The following is a 22,522-nucleotide window of genomic DNA, read 5'->3' on the forward strand; positions in this document are numbered from 1 at the left end:
TTAGGCATCATAAGATGGCTTGGAAATGCACTGTTTAGGCACGGTTTTTATATTTTTGAATGGTTTGTAGCTGTGCCACAGACTCAGCCAATGCCGCCAATGCTGCATTTGTTTGAACAGTATTATTTTGATTGGCAAGCAACTGTTCAGCATTACGGCGAGCTTCAGCGATTTTTACTTCATCTAAATCATGTGCACGCTCTGCAGAGTCTGCAAGCACAGTTACAAGGTGGGGCTGCACTTCTAGAACACCGCCAGAAACATAAATGACTTCATCGGCACCCTCTGCGTTTTTAAGATGCAGGGCACCTGGTTTTAGCAAAGTAATCAATGGTGTGTGTCCTGCAAGGATACCCAATTCACCATCATGACCTGCCGCCACCAACATATTGATGTCACCAGCATACAACTCTTCACGAGCACTTACCACTCGACATTTAAAAGTTGCCATTATACTCTCCTAATATTAAGTTTAACGGTAACAACCGCCATAATGGACGATTATTACCGACTAACACTCAAATATAGCTCATTTAAACATCATTAAAAACTTATGCAGTTTGTAGTTTCTCAGCTTTGGCAATTGCCTCATCAATACCACCAACCATATAAAAAGCTTGTTCTGGTAAATGATCATACTCGCCTTCAATGATTGATTTAAAACCAGCAATCGTATCACGAAGTGCCACATACTTACCTGGCGCACCTGTAAATACTTCGGCAACATGGAATGGCTGAGATAAGAAACGCTGTATCTTACGGGCACGATAAACAACCATCTTATCTTCTTCCGACAATTCATCCATACCCAAAATGGCAATAATGTCTTTAAGTTCTTTATAGCGTTGCAACACTTCTTGCACACCACGAGCAACATTATAATGTTCCTCACCAATAACTTGTGGATCAAGTTGGCGAGAAGTTGAGTCTAGTGGGTCAACCGCAGGATAGATACCTTGCGATGCAATATCACGACTCAATACAACAGTTGCATCCAAATGCGCAAAAGTTGTTGCAGGCGATGGGTCGGTCAAGTCATCTGCAGGAACATAAACGGCCTGTACAGAAGTAATAGAACCTGATTGAGTAGAAGTAATACGCTCTTGCAATGCGCCCATCTCTTCTGCTAATGTTGGCTGATAACCTACCGCAGAAGGCATACGACCTAAAAGTGCTGATACTTCAGTACCTGCCAGCGTATAACGATAAATGTTGTCCACAAACAATAGAACATCACGACCTTTACCAGTAGCCTCATCTTTTTCATCACGGAAATATTCCGCCATAGTAAGACCTGTCAATGCAACACGCAAGCGGTTTCCTGGTGGCTCATTCATCTGACCATAAACCATCGCTACTTTTGACTTCGTGAAGTCTTCGGTGTTAACAACACCTGCTTCTTGCATCTCGTGATAAAAGTCATTACCCTCACGAGTACGCTCACCCACACCAGCAAATACCGACAAACCTGAATGCTTCAGGGCAATATTGTTAATAAGCTCCATCATATTAACAGTCTTACCAACACCTGCCCCGCCAAACAAACCAACTTTACCACCCTTAGCAAATGGACATAACAAGTCAATTACCTTAATGCCTGTTTCTAAAAGTTCGGTTGAGTTTGATTGCTCATCATAGCTTGGTGCATCACGATGAATTGACCACTTTTCAGCGGCATTCACAGGACCAGCCTCATCAATTGGGCGACCCAATACATCCATGATACGACCCAAAGTCGCTTGACCAACAGGCACAGAAATCGGTGCACCCGTGTTAGATACTGACAGGCCACGCTTTAAGCCTTCAGTTGAGCCCATAGCAATGGTACGCACCACACCATCACCCAATTGCTGCTGTACTTCTAATGTTGTTTCGGTACCATCAACTTGTAGTGCGTCAAAAATTTGTGGCACCTGACCACGGCTAAACTCAACATCGATTACCGCGCCAATAATCTGCACAATACGACCGCTCATTGCGTTCTCCTATAATTCATTGTTCGGCTAAGAAACAGCGGCAGCACCGCCAACGATTTCCGAGATCTCTCGGGTAATCGCCGCTTGACGCAGCTTGTTATAAACCAACTGTAAATCTTTAATTAAATTGCCAGCGTTATCCGTTGCAGCCTTCATTGCTACCATACGAGCTGATTGTTCAGAAGCGATATTTTCAAGCACCGCTTGATATACAATAGACTCAATATAGCGTACCATCAGACTGTCAATCAAAGTTTTGGTTTCTGGCTCATAAATGTAGTCCCAGCTATGTGCTGCAGCCATGTCATCATCAAATGCACCATCTGGCAATGGAACAAGTTGAGTAATCGAAGGCTTTTGCGTCATGGCATTGATGAATTGATTGTACACCAAATAAATACGATCCAAACGACCTTCGCTATAATCATTTAGCATCACTTGGACTGGTGTGCTAAGTTGTTCGTAACTTGGACTGTCGCCATAGTTTGTCAGAACTGAACTTACTTTACCACCAAAGTTTTTGAAAAAACTAACACCTTTTGAACCAATGGCTGCAAATTCGATTTCAACAGATTGATCCTGATATTGCTTTACCGATTTTAGAAGATTTTTGAATAAATTAATATTCAAACCACCTGCCAAACCACGATCTGATGTAACAACAATAAAGCCCACACGATTGACAGGGCGACTCACCATATATGGATGTTTATAATCCGACTGCGCCTGTACCAAATGCGTAATTACTCGGGACATACTTTCAGCATAAGGTCGCCCCATTTCCATACGCTCTTGTGCTCGACGCATTTTACTGGCAGCCACCATTTGCATTGCACGGGTAATCTTCTGAGTGCTTTTAATGCTGGTTACTTTTGCACGTATTTCTTTTAAGCTTGCCATAGTTGTTCCAATACTGGACTTATTTTTAATAAGGTTTGGTGTGCTAAATTATTAGCACACCGTATTTCTAATTAGTAGCTTGTCGATGCTTTGAACGATTCAATAGCTGCTTTTAAACGACTTTCAATATCATCGTTATAATTTGCAGTTTGATCAATCTCATCCATCAGGGCACTTTGTTCAGCACGCAAATTGCGAAGCAACGCTTCCTCAAATGCACCAATTTTTTCGACAGGTACATCTGCTAAATAACCTTCATTGGAAGCGTAAATCACTGCCGCCTGATCTGCAATAGACATTGGTGCATACTGTTTTTGTTTCATTAGCTCAGTAACACGCTCACCATGCTCAAGTTGCTGCTTGGTTGCATCATCAAGGTCAGAGGCAAACTGGGCAAACGCCGCCAATTCACGATACTGAGCCAAAGCCGTACGAATACCGCCAGAGAGCTTTTTAATGATTTTAGTTTGTGCCGCACCGCCAACACGAGATACCGAGATACCAGCATTCACTGCAGGACGGATACCTGAGTTGAACAAGTTGGATTCAAGGAAAATCTGACCATCAGTAATTGAAATCACATTGGTAGGTACGAATGCTGACACATCGCCCGCTTGAGTTTCAATGATTGGTAATGCAGTTAATGAGCCAGTTTTACCTTTTACCTCACCATTGGTAAACGCTTCTACATAGTCAGCATTCACACGAGACGCACGCTCTAATAAGCGAGAATGTAGATAGAATACATCGCCTGGATATGCTTCACGCCCTGGTGGGCGGCGTAGCAATAGTGAAATTTGACGATAAGCAACCGCTTGTTTAGATAAGTCATCATAAACAATCAAAGCATCTTCACCACGATCACGGAAGTATTCACCCATCGTACAGCCAGAATATGGAGCAATATATTGTAGAGCAGCAGGCTCAGATGCTGATGCAACAACAACGGTAGTGTATGCCAATGCACCAGTTTCTTCTAACTTGCGTACCACATTAGCAATGGTCGAGCGTTTTTGACCAATGGCAACATACACACACTTAATACCAGAGTGTTTTTGTGCAATGATCGCATCAATTGCTAATGCTGTTTTACCAGTTTGACGGTCGCCAATGATAAGCTCACGCTGACCACGACCAATAGGAATCATGGTATCAACTGCTTTATAACCAGTCATCACAGGCTCATCAACTGATTGACGAGCGATAACGCCTGGAGCGATTTTTTCAACCTTATCAGTTAGTTTTGCGTTAATCGGACCCTTGCCGTCAATTGGGTTACCCAATGCGTCAACGACACGACCTAGCAATTCAGGACCAACTGGAACTTCCAAGATACGACCTGTGCAATAGGCTTTTTGACCCTCTTGCAGGCTTAGGTAGTCACCTAGGACAACCGCACCTACCGAGTCTTGTTCAAGGTTTAATGCCATACCATAAACATTACCCTCAAACTCGATCATCTCACCATACATGGCTTCTTCTAAACCATGAATCTGCACAATACCATCCGAGACACTGACGATTACGCCTTCAGTTTTTGCAGTTGCGCTTATGTCAAGGTCTTGAATACGCTGCTTAATCAGATTGCTGATTTCAGCTGGATTCAATTGTTGCATTGCCTTGTTTCCTTTAAAATATCAAGCTGCTTACTAAGCAGTCAGTTGGGTCTTTAATTGTTGTAACTTGCCACGCACCGAGCCATCGGTAAACTTATCACCCACTTTGATTGTTGCACCACCCAAAAGTTCTGGGTCAATTGCTTCATGTAAAATGACAATCGAACCTGTCGAGATTGCAAGACGCTCTTGCAAAACTTCACGCTGAGATTCAGTTAGAGGGTAGGCTGAGGTAATATAAGCATCAACCTGTTTTAGCTCTTGTGATTTTAACTTGCTGTAATGAGTATGGATTTCAGGCAATAAAGCCAGTCTATCATGCTCTGATAATTGCTTGGTAAAATTAACCAATGCGTCAGAAATTTGAACTGCCGTTTTTGAAGCATAAACATCATTTAAGACGACAGTTTTTTGCTCTGCAGAAATGGCTGGATTGCTTAGCAATGAAGAAAATAAATCATCACACACAATACTGCTTGCAACCAATAAGAAGTTTTCCCACTCATTAATTGCATTATGCTCTTTAGCATAGTCAAACGCCGCTTTGGCATAAGGTCGTGCTAAGGTAGATAGTTCAGCCATGATTTCCCCTAATTACAGCTTAGCTGCAAGCTGGTTTAGCATGTCAGCATGTTCTTGTTCATTGACTTTGCTTTGCAAAATCTTTTCTGCACCAAGGACTGCCAAATCGGCAACTTGCAAACGAAGTTGTTCACGAGTTTGAGCAACTTCTTGCTCAACAGCTGTATGAGCCTGAGCAATGATGCGTTCACTCTCTAAGCGCGCTTGAACCTTTGCGTCTTCAATCATTTGATTGGCGGTTTTATTTGCACGCTCAATAATAGAAGCAGCCTCATTTTTTGCAGCAACAAATTCTTGTTCCATTTGTTGCTCAGCAGAAGCCAGATCTGCCTTGGCTTTTTCGGCGGCACTTAAGCCTTCCTCAATTTTTCTTTGGCGCTCATTGATGACGCCGATCAGTGGTGGCCATACGAATTTCATGCAGAACCACACAAAAATCGCAAAGCTAATTAACTGACCAAGAAGTGTAGCATTAATATTCATCCAATCACCTCGTTGTTAGTGAAAGTCAGGTGATAGCCACTTCTAGACCGCTTCATTAATAATCAATGTATCAATGTTGCGACCAGAAATGGACATTAAACTGACAGTTTCAGCTTATGCGAATGGGTTGGCGAATAGAAGTAGCATGGCAATACCAACACCGATCATTGGTACAGCATCAAGAAGACCTGCTACGATGAACATTTTGGTTTGAAGTTGCGAACCTAATTCTGGTTGGCGAGCGGTACTCTCTAGGAACTTACCACCTAGTAAAGCAAAACCAATACCTGTACCCAAAGCACCTAGACCGATTAAAAGAGCTGCTGCAAGTTGAGCATATTGAGCAATTACTGGATCCATGATGTCTCCTTAAGACTAAAAAAATTAAAGTTGGAAAATTTTTAAAAATCAATGTTCTGATATTTGAGAGATGAGTGATAGATAAACTATCGTCAACATCATAAACACGAACGCCTGTAAAGTAATAACTAAAATATGGAATATTGCCCATGGCACTGATAGTGCCCACTGAATCCAAAATGGCATCAGGGCAATCAAAATAAAGATAAGCTCACCTGCATACATATTACCAAACAAACGAAGGCCTAGTGAAATTGGCTTTGCAACCAAAGTAACAATTTCAAGAACTAAGTTTATAGGGATAAGTAATGCTTGTAGAACTGGATTTTTTACACTAAATGGATGTAGAGTAAATTCTGCGATAAAACCACCAATGCCTTTATATTTAAGACCAAATCCAATGATTAGCATAAATACACCAAGTGCCATACCAAGTGTGATATTTGGATCTGTCGTTGGAACAATCTTGAAATAAACATGGTGTGGATCATGACCCATTATCCCACCGACTTTTTGTGCAAGCACTGGGATCCAATCCACAGGGATTAAATCCAACAAGTTCATCAAGAATACCCAAACAAAAATTGTCAAGGATAGCGGCGCAATAAGTTTTGAAGGGCCGTTATAAGATTCACGCACACTATTGTCAACAAAGTCTACAATCATCTCAACGAAAGCTTGTAGCTTGCTTGGTACACCTGAAGTTGCCTTACGCGCCACCAACCAAAATAGTGCACAAAAAAAGATACCCAAGCCGATAGACCACAGCATTGAGTCCAAATGAATGGCCTTAAAGCCCATTTCTGCGGCTTCTGCGGCATCATGAGCCACCTTCCAACCATGTTCTGGGTGGTAACCAAAAGTCCAATTGGTTAAGTGGTGAGCAATATAACTTGAAGATGTCTGTTCGGCTGCCATAATAAGCTTCTTATTTTTTAAGTCAAACAAAAAGATTCGGTGGTAAACACCCAATCAGAACAAAAGTTCGTAATATAAACATAGCAAACATCAAAGATGCTTAATGCCATTAAGCCATGCCTGTCTAAATTTAAGATACCATCTATAATTCCTATGATTCATTTTCTCTAATAAATCAATGAATATAGAACTATTGCTATTGTCTTAGCAAATCAATAACAATGGTCGTATCAAAAAAAACTGCATTCATATCTAACTGACTATCTTACTTTACTCAAAGCCATATGTAAAGAGTAAATGTGAATTTTCTTACCGAAATTTTACAATTCAAGCCAATTTCACTCGTTTTATTAATAGAAATCAGCTTGAATTGTAAAAAATTAACGAATAATAATCTTGGGGCAAATCAGTGGATAATATGCTGGCTTTTTACAAAACCGTCAAAAGCAATGATTTATCCTGTATCGCCTGCCGTCAGCGTATTTTAAGCACAACAAGCGAATGCGACAATTGCATAATCAGATAACCCAACACAACGACAGCAGCATTAATCGGCTTGGCATAAATAAAAATCATTGCAAAGCCTATCAAAGTGATGAGCCATTTAAGTACCTGCCCAAAATACATATTTAGCATGATTTGTTGGCGTAATTTTGCACCTGTTACACGATAAGCCATCAGTGTAAAAGTGCTTTGAGCGATGAAATTTAATAACGCCCCAGTCGCCACGCTTTTGGTGATAAGACGATCAGTCATACCTACCATCGCCTCGCAGACAGCAACTACAGCCACCACAAACAGCAAGCATATCGCCTGTCGTTTCTGGGCATTACAGACCCGCTGCTTTTGATTACGCTTTGCTGGTTGGCTCATTTGCATATCATTCTTTTACTGCTCTTTTTTGACATTATTGTGAACTTTGATTAAAAAAATCAACAAAAGAATAAGTCAATTTAGCAAATCAAATACAAATTAAAAATATGAATATATGAACAAAAACACACATAAAAACAGGCAAGTCTTTAAATTTTATATTCATAAATATTTGTATTATAAAAAGTTTTATCGATGATGGCAATAGGAATCATACGCCATTTTAGCAAAAAATCCTTAAATATTTTAAATCCTTAAATCCTTAAATCCTTAAATATTTTTTGACTTAATATTTTTTGATAAAGAGCCTATCTTAAAATCACATCATCGGCTTTTATTAAATACTCATTATGATTTTAACGGTGCCTTAATGCAGTTTTGAATATCAGCAACAAGAGACAACCAAGCATTCACAAAATCCTCGCCATCACTCATGTCTTCTTGACGAACAACCACATTGACATCACCCAATTTTTTCACAATACCCTCAGAAACCTTGCCTTGCGATGCGATGCACATATGGGCATTTGGGCGGGTCTTATTCAGGTGAATGATTTGCTTTACCTTGGGTGCCAAATGATGATCAGGTGTTAAGGCACCTGCAAAAGCAAGATTTGCAGACCTTTCAAGATATTGAAAAGCATCATGATAAGCCCAATAAGGTAAGGTTGTGTTATCTGATCGAACTTGAGCGACTGCTTCATCCATGCGTTTTTCAAAGTTTTTTGCATTTTGCTCATAGAGTGACTTTTTGTCAGGATTGGCATAAGAATGCACCACGCTAAGTGCACGCACAATGGCTTTGGCATTTTCAGGTTCAAGCCAAATATGCACATCAAAACTGCCTTGTTGTGCCAGACCATCAATATGACGCATAGGCAAACGCTCAAAAGCATTAAAATCAAACAATGAAATCGCATTTGGTGCAGTAGCCAGCGAGTTCACCAAATTTTGCTCCAAAAGACCGCCAAACCAGACCACATAATCACTATCACCAATCAATTTTTTAGCACTTGGACTAAGCTCGCCATGATGCCCAACATCACCTGCACCGAGCAACACTTGAGCAGATTCATCACCTGCGGTAACGGCATTAGAAAGCAATAATAAAGGGTAGTTGCTCACGGTAACCATGCCTGCATTTGCCATCATCGCACCCATCATTAATACAGATGCCATGCCCATTTTAATGACTTTACCACAATCCCTAAAAGTAAATTTAAAATTCATAAACCATTTCCAAAAGCACAACTTAAAAATAAAAAATAGCATTTTTTAATAAACCAAAAGAATACAAACCGCATCTTTGACTATCTAATTAGCTTCAACACCACTCAATAAATTAAAAAGCAAACATGGGTATTTTGCTACATTATAACATTTGTAACTTTAAAAATGTATTTTTTAATGCGGTGATTGATGATTTTTTTAAATACAAAAAAGTATTTTTCAATAGAGAAAAAGGGTCATTATAAGGTATAATACATTTTGTCAGTATCATTTTTAATGATGCTTACTCACTAAATAATCATTCATCTGACCTAATTAAAAAACATACCACCATGACAACAACCACACAAAACACCTGTGCTTGCGATCACCACCACAATGTTCACCACCATGATGTCAAAAAACGCATTGACGAGGCTAGGGTTCATTGCCAGGCTCGTGGCATGCGTTTTACACCGTTGCGTGAAGAGGTATATTCTTTGATTTTAACATCGGACAAACCCATAGGTGCATATGATTTAATCAGTGCTTTACAGTTATCACGCCAACAAAACGGTATCATCAACAAAAATATCGCACCACCTACCATCTATCGTTCACTTGATTTTTTATTGAGCGAAGGTTTGATTCATCAATTAAGCTCTTTAAACGCCTATGTGCCATGTTGCCACCCACGCTCCAAGCACGCAGCCGCATTTTTGATTTGCAAATCTTGCCATGCAGTTGAAGAATGTAGCAATCTACCAGTTGATGGCATCATGAATTTTGCCAAAGATGATGCAAAATTTAACATAGAATACACCATCATTGAATTAAAAGGCGTTTGTCGTGATTGCCAAGAATGAACCCATATTAAGCCTACATGATATCAATCATCAAATCGGTGATACGGTCATTTTAAATGACATATCGCTGGATTTATATTTTGGTGAGATGGTAAGTCTTATTGGCCCAAATGGTGCAGGCAAATCCACCTTGGTTAAACTCATTTTAGGCCTATTAAAACCCACTTCTGGACAGATTCGCACAAATGCTGTAACACTTGGCTATGTACCACAGCGTTTTAGCGTGCCTGAAATTTTACCGTTACGCGTTCAAGATTTGCTCAGCCAAACAAACTCAAAGCGACTAACCTTTGAACAAAAGGCGTTCATTCTAGATAGTCTATCCATCAAGCCACTTGCTCACAAACAAATGGCATATCTATCAGGTGGAGAGACTCAGCGTGTACTACTAGCCAGAGCATTACTAGATAAGCCAGACCTTTTAATTTTAGATGAACCGATGCAAGGGCTTGATCCAGACACTGAAAGCTGGCTGTACCATTTTATTGATGAGCTGCCTGATTTTTTGGCATGTACAATGCTGGTTGTATCGCATGATTTGCATTGGGTAATGAAAGGCTCAAAACGGGTCATCTGCCTAAACAAACATATCTGCTGCCAAGGCGCGCCAAGCGAGATTGCTCATGCCCCTGAATTTAGTCGCCTGTTTGGTCATTTTCAGCCTTACATACATCATCACGACCATTGCCAGCATACTGACAATTGCCATCATGGCCATGACTACATATACAGGAATACACGATGAATGAATGGTTGCCAATCATTGCCCCTGCATGGATAGCAGGCTCACTGCTTGCATTATTGTCCGCACCACTTGGTTGCTTGGTACTGTGGCGACGCATGGCATTTTTTGCTGATACTTTGGCACATGGTGCATTGCTTGGCGTAGCTCTTGCAGTTTGGCTCAATCTACCTACTGATATTGGCATCGGTCTGGTGAGTGTGTTGGTCGTCATCACTCTTATTTTTATGAACAATAAAAAACTGCCCAACGATGCCACGCTGTCCATTACAGCTGCTACTTTATTATGCCTTGGGCTACTCACACTAACTCAGCTTACTCAACAGCAAGCAAATGTGTTGGGTTTTTTGTTTGGCAGTCTGCTAGATATGGACTGGGGTGATTTACCTAGACTGGCAGCGTTGGTAACAGCAGGTGGGGTGTTTTTGGTTTGGATTTGGGACAAACAAGTCAAACTTGCTACATCGGAAGCCTTGGCACGCATTTCAGGCATTAACCCCTTACAGCAGCGGATTTTTTTTATGGGTTTATTGGCGGGATTTTGTGCCGTTGCCTTGCAGGCCGTTGGTAGCCTACTGATCAGTGGACTACTTATCCTACCTGCTCTAAGTGCTCGCCTGCTTGCGGTATCGCCTAGGCAGATGGTTGCCATCGCCATGATTTTGGGGCAAGTTGGCATAACAGTAGGCGTTTGGGGAAGTATTTGGCTTGATGTACAAACGGGACTTGCCATTGTAATGACCTTAGCCTTGGTCTTTTTTACCTTATTTGGCTTTCATAAATTGAGCAAAAAAGATTAACTTAAAAATGGCTGATCAATCAAAAAGTGATTCACCAAAAACCATGAACCTGACTCACACCCAAGATACCTTTAAAATTGCTCAAATCAGCGACTTACATTTATCAAATCCAAAAAGTTTTGATGATTTTTTACAAGTGCTAGACTTGGCATTATCGCATTCACCAAACCTACTGATTTTAACAGGTGATTTGGTGAACGATGGAAAAAAACATGGCTATGATTGGTTGTTTGACACCCTTGACAAGACACGCATTCCTTATTTGTGCATGGCAGGCAATCATGATGTAGCGCACGAAATTGGGCATCACCTACCCTTTCATGAACGAACTTTCTTACCCATAGACCCAGATTTACGATTGCCCAATCATCAACGCCTAATCATACAAATGCCTAGTACAACTTGGCAAATTTTGACATTAAATTCTGCAATCAGCGGGCAAATTCACGGCAAGATTTCGGCAGACAGCTTGCAATTTTTAAGACATCATTTATCAAATGATTTATTGAAAAATTTGCCCACCATCATCGCCCTACACCATCACCCCCGCTCTGTTGGTTCAGCATGGATTGATGAGCATATGCTAATCAATTACAATGAATTTTGGCAAACGCTTGCAGGTTTTGATAATATTAAGGCCATATTATGCGGTCATGTACACCAAGCACACACCATTCATTTTCAAGGCAAAACACTCCTAACCTGCCCTGCAACAAGTCGGCAATTTGCCCCCCATCAAGATGATTTTGCCATTGACCATGTTTCTTCAGGATTTCGACTGATACAAATTTGCAACAAAAAAACGCTAGCAACTTGGGTAAAAAGAACCCAAAATTAACAACCAACTCATCAAAAATCAACTAAAAAATTGTAAACACACGCAATAATTGCCTAAAATGCTTGTAAAAGTCAACATATTTTGGCAAACTATGAAAATTTTTAAACTCGATGCCCAAGCTCCATCAATTGAGCATCTTTTTTTACAAATCATCAAATCTTTAATTTGTATTTTGTCTTAATGTTTGGTGATACTGTTAATTGTATCATCATCACCCAAGTCGCCGTTTATGGTGCATTTTCAAGGATAAATCAGCACATGACCACTCAGACTTTCTTGCCTTATGAGCCAGCCAAAGATGAAGAGTATATGTCAGAGCAACAGCTGGCACATTTCCGTGCTCTGTTACTTGCATGGAAAGAAGAGCTTGTGTCAGAAGCAGAACGCACCAAAGATTACATTAACGAAGAGACAGGTGCCATGGCAGACATCAACGATCGTGCCACTCAAGAAGAGGAATTTGCATTGGCACTGCGTACACGAGACCGTGAACGCAAATTGATTCGCAAAATTGACAAATCCATTGCTGAAATCGAAACAGGTGATTATGGCTACTGCGAAACTTGCGGTACAGAAATTGGATTAAAACGCTTAGAGGCTCGTCTAACCGCCACACAATGCATTGACTGCAAAACACTTTCTGAAATGAAAGAAAAGCAGAACTTGGGCTAATGACGGATAAAACAACAAGCCCTCGCCCTGTTATTGGGCGATTTGCACCATCGCCAACAGGACACCTACACTTAGGCTCGCTCACAACTGCTGTGGCGAGTTTTTGTCATATCAAGTCGCTTGGTGGTCGCTGGTTGGTTCGTATGGAAGATGTGGATTTTGAACGCTGCAAGCCAAAATATAGCACATCTATCTTGCAAGATTTGGAAAGTCTAGGGCTATATTGGGACGATGAGGTCATTTTTCAGTCAGACAGACTGGCAATCTATGATGACTTTATTGAAACCATCAAGCCTTTGACTTATGCCTGCCGATGCTCACGCAAACAAATTAGCCAATATTTTGGCAATCACCCAAAAAGCAAAGTAGCGCCAGTGATTTTTAGTGATGTACTAAGACAAATGAATGCTGTTGAGGGCTTAAATACACCCCCAATTTACCCCAGATTGTGCTTGCACAGTCATCATAAAAGACAGCATTTGGACAGTAAAATTCGCCTAAGCCTGCCTGATGTACTGAGCGGATTTTATGATGGCATTCAAGGTGTCATTTGGGACAATCCCGCCAAAAGCCTAGGAGATGTTGTCATCAAACGCCAAAATGATATGGTCAATTACATCTTTGCGTGTGCTATTGATGATGGATTACAAAACATCAGTCATATCATGCGTGGACTTGATATCATGCCAATGACCACAGCCCAGCTCACCATCAATCATGCTGCACACCTACCTATTGCCGATTACTTTTATCACCTACCGCTACTGCATAATCAGAATGGACAAAAACTCTCCAAACAAAACCTTGCTAAGCCCATCAAACAATCCTGCCCAAACAACCTACTTATTCACGCCCTGACCTTATTAAAACAGCCCATCGCCGATGACATGGCAGATGGTACAGTTGGTGAAATTTTAGATTTCGCCATCAAGCATTGGGACAATCAACCCCTCACCCACCAGCATAGTCTTGGGACAATCAATGATTCACGCCAAGATACAATAACACCTGACTTAAACAACTTTTAATACCAAAAATTTTAATCCCAAAAAAAACTTGATATCGAACAAAAAACCGCCTAACTTAGCGGTTTTTTATGGCAATGATAATAATGGCAAGATAGTATTACAGTTTAACAATCAATAATCACGACTTTGCCCCATGCGTTCAATATGAACGCTTTCTTTATCAACTTTTAAAATCAAGCCAACCATCATCATACTAACCAACAATGCTGAGCCTCCATAGCTATAAAATGGCAAAGTTAAGCCTTTGGTTGGCAACATTCCCATGTTCATGCCCGCATTGATGAATACCTGCCCAAAAATCAGCGAAGCAAACCCCATAACCATATAACTGAGACGCAGCTGACGGCGTTTGAGTGTAGCATAGCTGATAATAACGATGCAAAGCACTATGAGCGCCTCTAAAATCAGCACGAATGCCACACCAAAAAAACCCAACTCCTCACCTGTAATCGCCAAGATAAAATCGGTATGTGCTTCTGGTAAATGAGACAGCTTTTGCACACTATCGCCATACCCCACACCTGTCAGCTGTCCACGACCAAAGGCAATCAAGCTACGAGACAGCTGAAAATCGCTACCTCTAATATCATCAAATGGATCCCAAAAAGACAACAAACGCTCACGACGATAGTCTGCAAGAAAAATACCCAATATACCAATAATCAGCGTGATCACAAAAATCACCACATAATCTTTGAGTGGTGAACCACCAATCCACGCAATGACCAGTAAAGTTGCCATAATCACTGCAGTTGAGCCATAGTCTGGCTGAGATATTAATAACAATAAAATCGGCAAATACCAAACAAACAGTCGCCAGCCTGTAAAAATACTGCCACGCATATCCGCAGACCGTCGCACGACATATTCTGATGCCACCATCACCATCACCATCTTGGCAAGTTCTGCCGCCTGCAAGCTAAAACCACCAATACTCAGCCAACGCTTTGAGCCGTTGATTGGTGTGGCAAAAAGAAAAGTCAAAAATAAAAGTATCAGAACAATCAGCCAAAGTAGCAAAATATTACTTATTTTACAATAAATTTTTAGGGGCAAATGATATACAACAAAAGCTGAGATTAAACCAATACTGATATATAGCAGTTGTGACCAAAAAAATTTCATAGGATACATTCCCTTGGTTAGAGCAAAGGGAATGGATGCTGATGCAATCATAAGTAGGCTTAATGACAACAACAACCCCAAGCACACAATCAGGGTTGTACGCGCTGAAGGCAAATTAAGTATGGATAATTTTTGAAAAAATGCAGGCATGGATTTTATATCTAAGCAAATCAAAGTTATTATTATAAACGACTTTTGGGCGAATCGTAGAAAAATTCATTCAATTTCAATATTATTTAGCACAATATTTTAACCAATCGTTCAAATCGCCAACAAAGTATTGTACACAAAATAAAAAACCACCTAAAAGATGGTTTTTTGACACTCATATCATGGCTTTGCCAGTGCGTTTACCATCGCTACAAATTTATCCCCGCGATCGCCATAGCTGGCAAACTGATCAAAACTGGCACACGCAGGTGATAGCAAAACTGCCTTTGCTGCACCTTGGCTAGCCAAGTCAACTGCTTGCTGCATATCGCCCGCATGGTGAGTGCGATTGACAAGTGATGGTCTGGTAAATAGCCCCTGCTCAATTGCTGGTGCATCTGCACCAATTAAATACACAGAATGAGCATATTTTTCAACCGCCTCACCAAGCTCACTAAAATCTTGACCCTTACCCAAGCCCCCTAAAATGATGGCAAGTGACTGCTCGCCATATACCGAACCCAGCCCATCAATAGCAGCCAGAGTCGAGCCAATGTTTGTACCCTTTGAATCATTAAAATAAGCCCGACCCGCTACTTGGTTGATATATTCACAACGATGTGGCAAACCCTTAAAGGTCTTTAGAGAATTTAGCATACTTGGCATATCCAGCCCAACTGATTTACCAAGTGCCAATGCAGATAATGCGTTTAGCAAATTATGCCTACCCTTAATGAGTAATTGACCATCAGACATCAAATGCTGGCCATGATGGCATAGCCAAATTTCATCATCTTTCTTAATCAAACAAAAGTCTACATGACGGTCACAATTAAGCATGCCACTTGTTGTGATGATAGCAGCGTTTGTCTCACCTTTATCAGCCAGCATATTTTGGCAAGCTTCTTTTAAGTCGGCATCATCATCACAAATGACCACCGCCTGCGCATCTTCAAAAATTCGTAATTTTTGTGCCAAATAACCTTTCATACTGCCATGACGATCAAGGTGATCGGGCGAGATATTTAAAATGGTCGCAACATCTGCACCCAAATCCGTGATGTGTTCAAGCTGAAAACTTGACAGTTCAAGTATGACAATCTCCATATCATCTATGTCAAGCAATTCAAGTGCTGGTGTGCCAATATTGCCACCAACACCGACAATTTTGCCCGCTGATTTTGCCATCTCGCCTACCAGCGTGGTTACGGTAGATTTGGCATTTGAACCTGTAATGGCAACTATTGGCGTATTCTTACCAGTTTTTTCATCACGCTCACGCAAAGCATCAACAAACAGTTGAACATCACTCACCACAGGTATGCCAGCTGATTTTGCAGCAACGATGGCAACATGGCGAGGGTCCACACCTGGGCTGATGATGATCTTATCTGCCAGGAGTAGGATTTTGCCATCAATACTACCAAAAAATACCTCTACCTCTTTTGGCAATTTGGGAGCAAGGCTGGGGGCAGGCTGTTCGTCCACCACCACAACACGATGTCCATTTGTCAGCAAAAAATTTACCGCCGACAATCCAGAGCTTCCAAGCCCCACCACCACATACAACTTTGCCTGTTCTGTCATGATCACACTCCCAATCTAACTTATCTCAATATTGTAGCAGAATTTCACACAATGAACATTGAATTTTTATGGTATTTGGCGGTATAATTGAACCAACCATTAACAAAACCAAGCCACCGCCAAGGACATTTCATGAAATTAATTTCGGCAATCATAAAACCATTTAAACTAGACGATGTGCGTGAGTCACTCTCAGAGATTGGCATTAATGGCATCACCATTACTGAAATTAAAGGTTTTGGCCGTCAAAAAGGTCATACTGAGATGTATCGTGGTGCCGAATATGTGGTAGATTTCTTACCAAAAATCAAAATAGAAATTGCCTGTAGCGATGAGATGGTTGAATCTATCATCGAAGCCATAATTAAAGCTGCCAATACAGGCAAGATTGGTGATGGTAAGATTTTTGTTACACCACTTGAAAATGTCATTCGCATTCGTACAGGCGAGATGGACGAAGATGCTTTATGATTGATTTTATAAAAAAAATACTCAGCCAAATTGACTGAGTATTTTTTTATGAACTAAGCGTGGGTTAAGAAAATATCATTTCTTTTTCCAAACTTGAGTTTTGCCAATAATTGTCTTTGTAAATGGCACTTTATAACCACCTTTAAGGGTCAGTGAATCACCATTTAATGTTGCACTCATGGTGTATTCCTTACCATCTCTTGGGTCAGTAATTGTACCACCGCTGTATTTGCCATCACCTTGGGCTTTTAGACCGTTAATGACAACCACTTTATCTTCAGCGTATTTTTTAGCTTTAGGGGTGATGCCCTCTGTAACCACACCAGTGAACGCACCACCTTTTTCAGTGATGGTAACAACAGCTTTTGGCTTGCCGTCTTCTTGCATCACCCACTCCCCTAGAAGAGGATCATTAGCAAAAGCAGCACCAGCAATGGTAAGTGTGGCTGTCGCAACAAGTAATTTAACCAGTTTCATAAGAATTCTCCTAAAATCCTAAAATAATATCATAAACCTAAAAACCAACTTGTTAGCTAACAAATCAAATTCATTATAACCAAGCCAAAAATCAAAATCAAACATTAAATGCACTAAATTGCGTTATTTTTGTTATGATTTTAGGCAATGTGCGTATGTTTTTGTTATTTAGGTTAAATATTGATCAGGCAAAGGGGTTGTCCATCGTATCTATATGATTTGGCGATGGCTTATTTTTGAGCAAATTTGATGGCTGTTCTAAGGTCTGCACAAGATTTTTAGCAAAATCATACAACGCTTTTGCATGCAAAACCCCCACTTCGTCCACACCAATCTCAACATCGCCATGAATGACCACACTGCCTAAATTATTCTCAATGGTTAAATTACCAATCGTCAGCACTTCGTGGTCATTTTGAAAAATATCCATAAAACCTCCAAAAAATTATTTACTCATCAAACCAATAAAATATTTAAAAATTTCAAGCAATAACAGTAGCCACCCTTGTTTGTCATTAAGGTTAATTTTGTTTTTGTCAGACGGCGTTTCATCTAAGACAATCATGCCATCTGGCGTAGGTCTTGGCAAGTTAGAGGCGATGTTTTGCACAGGATTGGTCAATGTTGGCATGGCACGAATCCCTGTGCGATGTGTAAACTCAGCAAGGCTGATGATTTCATAGCTTGGATTTTGTGTATTTGGCGAATAATACACGCCTGCTGTGTTAAGACTTGGAATATAAACTACCTTAAAAAAATGGCTTGGAACAAGCACACGCCCACCAATACGAGAGACTGTCTGCCCATCAAAAATCACACCTGTTACCACATAAACGGCCCCATATTTGATGGCAAGGTTGCGTGTGGCCGTCTCTATATGTCGCCAAACATTGCGATTGTGCGTGCCATTTTGTGGTGCAATATTGGCAAGGCTAAAACTTTCATACTGCGTATTGACATCTGCCATATCGCCATTGGGTGCCAAATGCCCACGATCCAAGCCTGAATGCCGATAATCAGACAGCTGAGCTCGATGGTCATGAGGCAGCCTGCTTTCCACACGAAAGCTGTCTTGTCGTGTCAATTTGCGTGCTTGCTCAATGCGAGTTCGGGTCAAGTATTCTGCTGACCACAACGGCGTACGAGACACACCAGAATGCAAAACAGCAAAACCATCAAAGCACAATGCATCAACTTTTTGATTTAATTTTGCACCTTTTTCACCAACCAACATTGGTGCATTGCCATCATAAAAATGCTTGCGACACTCACCAAAAACATCATTAAAACCTTGTACAAAATCATCTGCGGTCGCTACCTGAGCATGAACATTTGGAATACAAAGAGCAAAGCAAGCAAAAATCGTTGCAAAAGATAATAATTTCATACAATCATTATAACAAAATCTACCACAAAAGACAGGGTCGCCCCTTAAAATCACAAATTTTTTATCAATTCATCAGTTACCAAGCTACCATTTAAACAATCAATGATGAAAAATCTCTCCATCGTCCCCATAAAGCTCTTTTTTGCTTTAATACACCAACTTACCAGACCAAACTGATGAATCACCAAACTTTTGCCCCACGCCTTTTATCTTGGTTTAAGACACATGGTCGCCACGACCTCCCATGGCAATATCATCATCAACAAAAATCCGATATTTATGCGGTGTGGCTTTCTGAAATCATGCTTCAACAAACGCAGGTTACTACTGTATTAAATTATTTTCCAAAATTTATGGCCAAGTTTCCTACGGTGCAAGATTTAGCGGCTGCTGAATGGGACGATGTGGCAAACCTTTGGGCGGGGCTTGGTTACTATGCTCGTGCCAGAAATTTACACAAAGGTGCAAAACAAGTGGCCAATTTCATCGCCAAACATGGATATTTCCCAAAAACGGTTGATGATTGGCAAAATATCAGTGGCGTTGGTCGTTCTACCGCAGGAGCGATTATGGCAATGGGCGTGCGTGAGCGTGGCGTAATATGCGATGGCAATGTCAAACGAGTGCTGACACGCTGGGCAGGCATTGATGGCGATATTACCAAATCTGCCACTGACAAAATATTGTGGGGCCTTGCTGATGCACTCACGCCAGAATATGAGAGCGGAAAGTTTGCCCAAGCAATGATGGATTTGGGTGCCACTGTCTGCACTCGCACACGCCCTGATTGCACCCAGTGCCCTATATCTGACGATTGCATTGCTTACAAAGAAGGCAACCCTACCGCCTACCCTATCAAAACTAAAAAAGCGAACAAACCCCACCGCCATTCATTGGTGTTTGCCCTGCACTTTCAAAACAACTTACTATGGATCAAAAGAAACAACAATGGCGGTATTTGGGACGGTTTATATGTCTTACCCATGCTAATGATAGGCGATGAACCAAATAATCTACCAGCAGATTTAATTTCTGCTAAAAATCATCACGATAAACTAACAGCCACCCAAGCATTAAGCCTTGCCGAACAGCAGGTGTTTGATATTCTGCCTAATGCCACGCTGACCGCAGATGCAACCATCAAACATACACTCACGCACTTTCATTGGCATTTGTCGCTGGTGCGTATTGCAATTAATGACAGTCTATACCAACAAATCAATCATGCCCTCACCCAAATTCATGCTGAATTTGTCTGGCATGAAAATAGCGATAAAATAGGCGTGCCAAAAGCCATGGAAAAAGTGCTGATGCAGACAGATTGAGGCCGTCGGTATCTATCAACCTTTTTTTGTTTACAAATCTTATAGACCTTAGACGCCTGCCATATTTAGATGCTTGCTATTTATATGTCTTTAAGCGGTTTATTTGACAATCCTTTATCTATTTAACAATCCTTAACGCTTGGCGGTGCTTAACAAAAACTCCAACTCTAATAATCTCTTTGTTGCAACCAGTCCACCACCTGCAACAACAACTCATTTTTCTTACCCAAACCCATCACCCGCTCTCTTGCATTATCAAACAGCGTATTGGCATAAGTACGAGCGTTGTCCAAACCCAGTAGCTTGACATAAGTGGATTTATCCAATTTCTCATCGCTACCCGCCATCTTACCAAGCGTCTTGGTATCCACCATCACATCCAAAACATCGTCTTGCACCTGATAAGCCAGCCCCATCAGTCGTGCATACTCCTCCAAATAAGCAAAATCTTCATTGCTTGCCCCGCCGCACACCGCCCCCATCAGCACACTGGCGATGATTAACGCCCCTGTTTTATCTCGATGAATTTGCTCCAATTCACCTTGACTAAGGTGCTCTTTCTCTCCATTTAGGTCTGCTTGCTGACCTGCAACCATACGCCGTGCATTAGGCGCTAAGATTTTAGCAAGTCTGGCAAAAACAATATCATCAACTTTGCCAAATTTACCAAACTCATCAGAGCCTAAAACCTCAAAAGCAAGAGACTGCAACACATCGCCCACAAGCATGGCAACCGCCTCTCCATAAACGATATGACAAGTAGGCTTACCGCGTCGTAGCTCATCATCATCCATACATGGCAAATCATCATGCACAAGCGAATAGCCATGCACGCACTCGATGGCAAGCATGGCACGACGCACCATACCAAATGCTACCGAATCCATGCGACCACCGACTGACAAAAAACTTGCCAGCACCAAAATCGGTCGTACTCTTTTGCCCCCATTTAAAATGGCGTAATCAGATGCTTTACTCAAAGGAGCGGGCAAATCAACATACTCAAACAATGCCCCAAAATCCATCAAGAGCTGTTTTTGTACAAAGTCTTGCACGCTTTTTAAGTCCAAGTCGTCATCACTTAATTCATCATCAATTTTCTTATCAATCATCACCGCACCAAAAAAAATGATACACAAAAGAGCTATCATAACCCAAAATTAAGGCAATTTGGATAAATTTGAATAAAAAGCCATCAATTTTGATAAAATTTTAAAAATTTATCAAAAAAGTGCTTGCAAATTTTTTAAAATTGGCTATAATGTGCACCAATTAGCCAATAAGCTAACTGGCGCGATAGCTCAGTCGGTAGAGCAACGGATTGAAAATCCGTGTGTCGGCAGTTCGATCCTGCCTCACGCCACCATTTTTTTAAAAACACTCAAATTATTTTTGAGTGTTTTTTTATTTATATTTTGTTTTATAGATGAACAAAACAAGCACCTTTTAAACTTCATCACAAAATATCTTCCATCTAATTTAATAAAAAAAATCGCCTAACAGACGATTTTTATGCAAATTTGTTTTAATACAACAACATTATTGATTGCATGACTCTTAGTTGCACGATAGTCGCACAAACCCTAAAAATCAACGCATTCTGGCAATCAGATTGTCTTTTATCACAAATTGATGATACAGTGCCGCACCGATATGCAGAGCAATCAAAATACACATCGCTGACCACACAAATTCCGTATGCCACCAATTCATCAGTTTTGCCATGTCTCTGTCTACCCCTACGATGGCTGTCAACTCAAATAGTCCAAACACACTCACGCCATAACCACCATACATTGACATTAAAATGCCTGTAATTGGCATGGCAAGCATCGCCACATACAAAGCCAGATGCGTCAAATGTGCGACCATATTTTGCCATGCTGGTGCCGACACATATGCTGGTGTCTTGGTAACAAAACGAGTGACGATACGCAAAATTGTCCAAATCAAAAAACTTGCCCCAATAGATTTATGCAGACCAATATAATCATCGTTCAAGTCAGCAGCAAAAAATGCCAACAAAATGAGTAATGCGCCCACCCAATGAAAGACACGCACAGCCAACGCATATTTAGCAACAACCTTTGGTTTTTTTAAGGACTTTTCAAAACTCATAGAATCTCCAATTTTTTAG

The 22,522-nt window shown here is 40.9% G+C and carries 25 protein-coding genes and 1 tRNA gene; 9 read left to right on the forward strand and 17 right to left on the reverse strand.

The features are described from left to right. Nucleotides 1-34: 34 nt before the first annotated feature. From U9670_RS02275 to U9670_RS02320, 10 genes are all read right to left on the reverse strand, one after another. Nucleotides 35-451 (reverse strand): F0F1 ATP synthase subunit epsilon, encoded by a 417-nt coding sequence (locus tag U9670_RS02275; protein WP_323841636.1) that lies wholly within the window; start codon nucleotides 449-451, stop codon nucleotides 35-37. 100 nt (nucleotides 452-551) lie between these two features. Beyond that, the gene (gene atpD / locus U9670_RS02280) at nucleotides 552-1,976 is read right to left on the reverse strand and encodes a F0F1 ATP synthase subunit beta (RefSeq protein ID WP_323841634.1); all 1,425 of its coding nucleotides are present in this window, start codon (nucleotides 1,974-1,976) and stop codon (nucleotides 552-554) included. 27 nt (nucleotides 1,977-2,003) lie between these two features. Then, nucleotides 2,004-2,876 (reverse strand): F0F1 ATP synthase subunit gamma, encoded by an 873-nt coding sequence (atpG, locus tag U9670_RS02285; protein WP_323841633.1) that lies wholly within the window; start codon nucleotides 2,874-2,876, stop codon nucleotides 2,004-2,006. 71 nt (nucleotides 2,877-2,947) lie between these two features. Further along, nucleotides 2,948-4,492: a F0F1 ATP synthase subunit alpha gene (gene atpA / locus U9670_RS02290; RefSeq protein WP_323841632.1), complete on the reverse strand. Its 1,545-nt coding sequence runs from the start codon at nucleotides 4,490-4,492 to the stop codon at nucleotides 2,948-2,950. A 33-nt stretch (nucleotides 4,493-4,525) separates the two neighbouring features. Beyond that, nucleotides 4,526-5,074 (reverse strand): F0F1 ATP synthase subunit delta, encoded by a 549-nt coding sequence (locus U9670_RS02295; RefSeq protein WP_323841631.1) that lies wholly within the window; start codon nucleotides 5,072-5,074, stop codon nucleotides 4,526-4,528. A gap of 12 nt (nucleotides 5,075-5,086) precedes the next feature. Next, nucleotides 5,087-5,557 carry a F0F1 ATP synthase subunit B gene (locus U9670_RS02300; RefSeq protein ID WP_323841630.1) on the reverse strand — a complete coding sequence of 157 codons (471 nt, stop codon included), beginning with the start codon at nucleotides 5,555-5,557 and terminating at the stop codon, nucleotides 5,087-5,089. 114 nt (nucleotides 5,558-5,671) lie between these two features. Next, the gene (gene atpE / locus U9670_RS02305; protein WP_323841629.1) at nucleotides 5,672-5,917 is read right to left on the reverse strand and encodes a F0F1 ATP synthase subunit C; all 246 of its coding nucleotides are present in this window, start codon (nucleotides 5,915-5,917) and stop codon (nucleotides 5,672-5,674) included. 48 nt (nucleotides 5,918-5,965) lie between these two features. Next, nucleotides 5,966-6,835 (reverse strand): F0F1 ATP synthase subunit A, encoded by an 870-nt coding sequence (gene atpB, locus U9670_RS02310; protein ID WP_323841861.1) that lies wholly within the window; start codon nucleotides 6,833-6,835, stop codon nucleotides 5,966-5,968. A gap of 474 nt (nucleotides 6,836-7,309) precedes the next feature. Beyond that, a complete protein-coding gene (locus tag U9670_RS02315) occupies nucleotides 7,310-7,708 on the reverse strand; it encodes an ATP synthase subunit I (RefSeq protein WP_323841628.1) in 399 nt (132 codons plus the stop codon). A 348-nt stretch (nucleotides 7,709-8,056) separates the two neighbouring features. Continuing rightward, on the reverse strand, nucleotides 8,057-8,938 hold the full coding sequence (locus U9670_RS02320) for a metal ABC transporter solute-binding protein, Zn/Mn family (RefSeq protein WP_323841627.1): 882 nt from the start codon (nucleotides 8,936-8,938) through the stop codon (nucleotides 8,057-8,059). A gap of 332 nt (nucleotides 8,939-9,270) precedes the next feature. On the opposite strand from U9670_RS02320, the gene U9670_RS02325 reads away from it, so the two are divergent. From U9670_RS02325 to gluQRS, 6 genes are all read left to right on the forward strand, one after another. Next, complete coding sequence (locus U9670_RS02325; RefSeq protein WP_323841626.1) at nucleotides 9,271-9,783, forward strand: transcriptional repressor; 513 nt, start codon at nucleotides 9,271-9,273, stop codon at nucleotides 9,781-9,783. Beyond that, nucleotides 9,770-10,528: a metal ABC transporter ATP-binding protein gene (locus U9670_RS02330; protein ID WP_323841860.1), complete on the forward strand. Its 759-nt coding sequence runs from the start codon at nucleotides 9,770-9,772 to the stop codon at nucleotides 10,526-10,528. Before U9670_RS02325 ends, U9670_RS02330 begins: the two co-directional genes overlap by 14 nt. Further along, entirely contained in the window at nucleotides 10,525-11,325 is an 801-nt protein-coding gene (locus tag U9670_RS02335; RefSeq protein ID WP_323841625.1) for a metal ABC transporter permease, read from the forward strand. Before U9670_RS02330 ends, U9670_RS02335 begins: the two co-directional genes overlap by 4 nt. 7 nt (nucleotides 11,326-11,332) lie before the next feature. Beyond that, the gene (locus U9670_RS02340; RefSeq protein ID WP_323841624.1) at nucleotides 11,333-12,163 is read left to right on the forward strand and encodes a metallophosphoesterase; all 831 of its coding nucleotides are present in this window, start codon (nucleotides 11,333-11,335) and stop codon (nucleotides 12,161-12,163) included. Between the two features lie 258 nt (nucleotides 12,164-12,421). Continuing rightward, the gene (gene dksA / locus U9670_RS02345) at nucleotides 12,422-12,835 is read left to right on the forward strand and encodes an RNA polymerase-binding protein DksA (RefSeq protein ID WP_323841623.1); all 414 of its coding nucleotides are present in this window, start codon (nucleotides 12,422-12,424) and stop codon (nucleotides 12,833-12,835) included. Beyond that, a complete protein-coding gene (gene gluQRS / locus U9670_RS02350) occupies nucleotides 12,835-13,863 on the forward strand; it encodes a tRNA glutamyl-Q(34) synthetase GluQRS (protein ID WP_323841622.1) in 1,029 nt (342 codons plus the stop codon). The genes dksA and gluQRS overlap by 1 nt, the downstream gene beginning before the upstream one ends. A gap of 111 nt (nucleotides 13,864-13,974) precedes the next feature. On the opposite strand, the gene ftsW is transcribed toward gluQRS, so the two are convergent. Together ftsW and murD are read right to left on the reverse strand one after the other, a co-directional pair. After that, on the reverse strand, nucleotides 13,975-15,138 hold the full coding sequence (ftsW, locus tag U9670_RS02355; RefSeq protein WP_323841621.1) for a putative lipid II flippase FtsW: 1,164 nt from the start codon (nucleotides 15,136-15,138) through the stop codon (nucleotides 13,975-13,977). Between the two features lie 180 nt (nucleotides 15,139-15,318). Further along, nucleotides 15,319-16,725 (reverse strand): UDP-N-acetylmuramoyl-L-alanine--D-glutamate ligase, encoded by a 1,407-nt coding sequence (murD, locus tag U9670_RS02360; RefSeq protein WP_323841620.1) that lies wholly within the window; start codon nucleotides 16,723-16,725, stop codon nucleotides 15,319-15,321. A 132-nt stretch (nucleotides 16,726-16,857) separates the two neighbouring features. Here murD and U9670_RS02365 point away from each other — a divergent pair, with 132 nt between their 5' ends. Beyond that, nucleotides 16,858-17,196 (forward strand): P-II family nitrogen regulator, encoded by a 339-nt coding sequence (locus U9670_RS02365; RefSeq protein WP_323841619.1) that lies wholly within the window; start codon nucleotides 16,858-16,860, stop codon nucleotides 17,194-17,196. Nucleotides 17,197-17,271: 75 nt separating this feature from the next. Here U9670_RS02365 and U9670_RS02370 read toward each other — a convergent pair whose 3' ends face one another. From U9670_RS02370 to U9670_RS02380, 3 genes are all read right to left on the reverse strand, one after another. Continuing rightward, the gene (locus tag U9670_RS02370; RefSeq protein WP_323841618.1) at nucleotides 17,272-17,673 is read right to left on the reverse strand and encodes a DUF2147 domain-containing protein; all 402 of its coding nucleotides are present in this window, start codon (nucleotides 17,671-17,673) and stop codon (nucleotides 17,272-17,274) included. Nucleotides 17,674-17,857: 184 nt separating this feature from the next. Continuing rightward, nucleotides 17,858-18,103: a hypothetical protein gene (locus tag U9670_RS02375; RefSeq protein ID WP_323841617.1), complete on the reverse strand. Its 246-nt coding sequence runs from the start codon at nucleotides 18,101-18,103 to the stop codon at nucleotides 17,858-17,860. Nucleotides 18,104-18,118: 15 nt separating this feature from the next. Further along, entirely contained in the window at nucleotides 18,119-19,060 is a 942-nt protein-coding gene (locus tag U9670_RS02380) for a DNA/RNA non-specific endonuclease (RefSeq protein ID WP_323841616.1), read from the reverse strand. 176 nt (nucleotides 19,061-19,236) lie between these two features. On the opposite strand from U9670_RS02380, the gene mutY reads away from it, so the two are divergent. Beyond that, on the forward strand, nucleotides 19,237-20,385 hold the full coding sequence (gene mutY, locus U9670_RS02385; protein ID WP_323841615.1) for an A/G-specific adenine glycosylase: 1,149 nt from the start codon (nucleotides 19,237-19,239) through the stop codon (nucleotides 20,383-20,385). Nucleotides 20,386-20,552: 167 nt separating this feature from the next. On the opposite strand, the gene U9670_RS02390 is transcribed toward mutY, so the two are convergent. Continuing rightward, the gene (locus U9670_RS02390; protein ID WP_323841614.1) at nucleotides 20,553-21,497 is read right to left on the reverse strand and encodes a polyprenyl synthetase family protein; all 945 of its coding nucleotides are present in this window, start codon (nucleotides 21,495-21,497) and stop codon (nucleotides 20,553-20,555) included. Between the two features lie 178 nt (nucleotides 21,498-21,675). On the opposite strand from U9670_RS02390, the gene U9670_RS02395 reads away from it, so the two are divergent. Next, nucleotides 21,676-21,751 (forward strand) — tRNA-Phe (locus U9670_RS02395). A 224-nt stretch (nucleotides 21,752-21,975) separates the two neighbouring features. Here the strand turns inward: U9670_RS02395 and U9670_RS02400 are convergent. After that, nucleotides 21,976-22,503 (reverse strand): cytochrome b, encoded by a 528-nt coding sequence (locus U9670_RS02400; protein WP_323841613.1) that lies wholly within the window; start codon nucleotides 22,501-22,503, stop codon nucleotides 21,976-21,978. Nucleotides 22,504-22,522 lie beyond the last annotated feature (19 nt).

It is taken from the genome of Moraxella tarda (assembly GCF_035181405.1).
GTDB lineage: Bacteria > Pseudomonadota > Gammaproteobacteria > Pseudomonadales > Moraxellaceae > Moraxella.

What these genes read in the sequence shown, in the direction of transcription:
- U9670_RS02295 (WP_323841631.1), bottom strand. Translation starts at nt 5,074, where the DNA reads ATGGCTGAACTATCTACCTTAGCACGACCTTATGCCAAAGCGGCGTTT.
- atpA (WP_323841632.1), bottom strand. Translation starts at nt 4,492, where the DNA reads ATGCAACAATTGAATCCAGCTGAAATCAGCAATCTGATTAAGCAGCGT.
- U9670_RS02300 (WP_323841630.1), bottom strand. Translation starts at nt 5,557, where the DNA reads ATGAATATTAATGCTACACTTCTTGGTCAGTTAATTAGCTTTGCGATT.
- U9670_RS02340 (WP_323841624.1), top strand. Translation starts at nt 11,333, where the DNA reads ATGGCTGATCAATCAAAAAGTGATTCACCAAAAACCATGAACCTGACT.
- atpD (WP_323841634.1), bottom strand. Translation starts at nt 1,976, where the DNA reads ATGAGCGGTCGTATTGTGCAGATTATTGGCGCGGTAATCGATGTTGAG.
- U9670_RS02320 (WP_323841627.1), bottom strand. Translation starts at nt 8,938, where the DNA reads ATGAATTTTAAATTTACTTTTAGGGATTGTGGTAAAGTCATTAAAATG.
- ftsW (WP_323841621.1), bottom strand. Translation starts at nt 15,138, where the DNA reads ATGCCTGCATTTTTTCAAAAATTATCCATACTTAATTTGCCTTCAGCG.
- U9670_RS02375 (WP_323841617.1), bottom strand. Translation starts at nt 18,103, where the DNA reads ATGGATATTTTTCAAAATGACCACGAAGTGCTGACGATTGGTAATTTA.
- U9670_RS02400 (WP_323841613.1), bottom strand. Translation starts at nt 22,503, where the DNA reads ATGAGTTTTGAAAAGTCCTTAAAAAAACCAAAGGTTGTTGCTAAATAT.
- atpE (WP_323841629.1), bottom strand. Translation starts at nt 5,917, where the DNA reads ATGGATCCAGTAATTGCTCAATATGCTCAACTTGCAGCAGCTCTTTTA.
- U9670_RS02390 (WP_323841614.1), bottom strand. Translation starts at nt 21,497, where the DNA reads ATGATTGATAAGAAAATTGATGATGAATTAAGTGATGACGACTTGGAC.
- atpB (WP_323841861.1), bottom strand. Translation starts at nt 6,835, where the DNA reads ATGGCAGCCGAACAGACATCTTCAAGTTATATTGCTCACCACTTAACC.
- U9670_RS02335 (WP_323841625.1), top strand. Translation starts at nt 10,525, where the DNA reads ATGAATGAATGGTTGCCAATCATTGCCCCTGCATGGATAGCAGGCTCA.
- U9670_RS02365 (WP_323841619.1), top strand. Translation starts at nt 16,858, where the DNA reads ATGAAATTAATTTCGGCAATCATAAAACCATTTAAACTAGACGATGTG.
- U9670_RS02325 (WP_323841626.1), top strand. Translation starts at nt 9,271, where the DNA reads ATGACAACAACCACACAAAACACCTGTGCTTGCGATCACCACCACAAT.
- U9670_RS02380 (WP_323841616.1), bottom strand. Translation starts at nt 19,060, where the DNA reads ATGAAATTATTATCTTTTGCAACGATTTTTGCTTGCTTTGCTCTTTGT.
- mutY (WP_323841615.1), top strand. Translation starts at nt 19,237, where the DNA reads ATGAATCACCAAACTTTTGCCCCACGCCTTTTATCTTGGTTTAAGACA.
- atpG (WP_323841633.1), bottom strand. Translation starts at nt 2,876, where the DNA reads ATGGCAAGCTTAAAAGAAATACGTGCAAAAGTAACCAGCATTAAAAGC.
- U9670_RS02315 (WP_323841628.1), bottom strand. Translation starts at nt 7,708, where the DNA reads ATGAGCCAACCAGCAAAGCGTAATCAAAAGCAGCGGGTCTGTAATGCC.
- murD (WP_323841620.1), bottom strand. Translation starts at nt 16,725, where the DNA reads ATGACAGAACAGGCAAAGTTGTATGTGGTGGTGGGGCTTGGAAGCTCT.
- U9670_RS02275 (WP_323841636.1), bottom strand. Translation starts at nt 451, where the DNA reads ATGGCAACTTTTAAATGTCGAGTGGTAAGTGCTCGTGAAGAGTTGTAT.
- gluQRS (WP_323841622.1), top strand. Translation starts at nt 12,835, where the DNA reads ATGACGGATAAAACAACAAGCCCTCGCCCTGTTATTGGGCGATTTGCA.
- dksA (WP_323841623.1), top strand. Translation starts at nt 12,422, where the DNA reads ATGACCACTCAGACTTTCTTGCCTTATGAGCCAGCCAAAGATGAAGAG.
- U9670_RS02370 (WP_323841618.1), bottom strand. Translation starts at nt 17,673, where the DNA reads ATGAAACTGGTTAAATTACTTGTTGCGACAGCCACACTTACCATTGCT.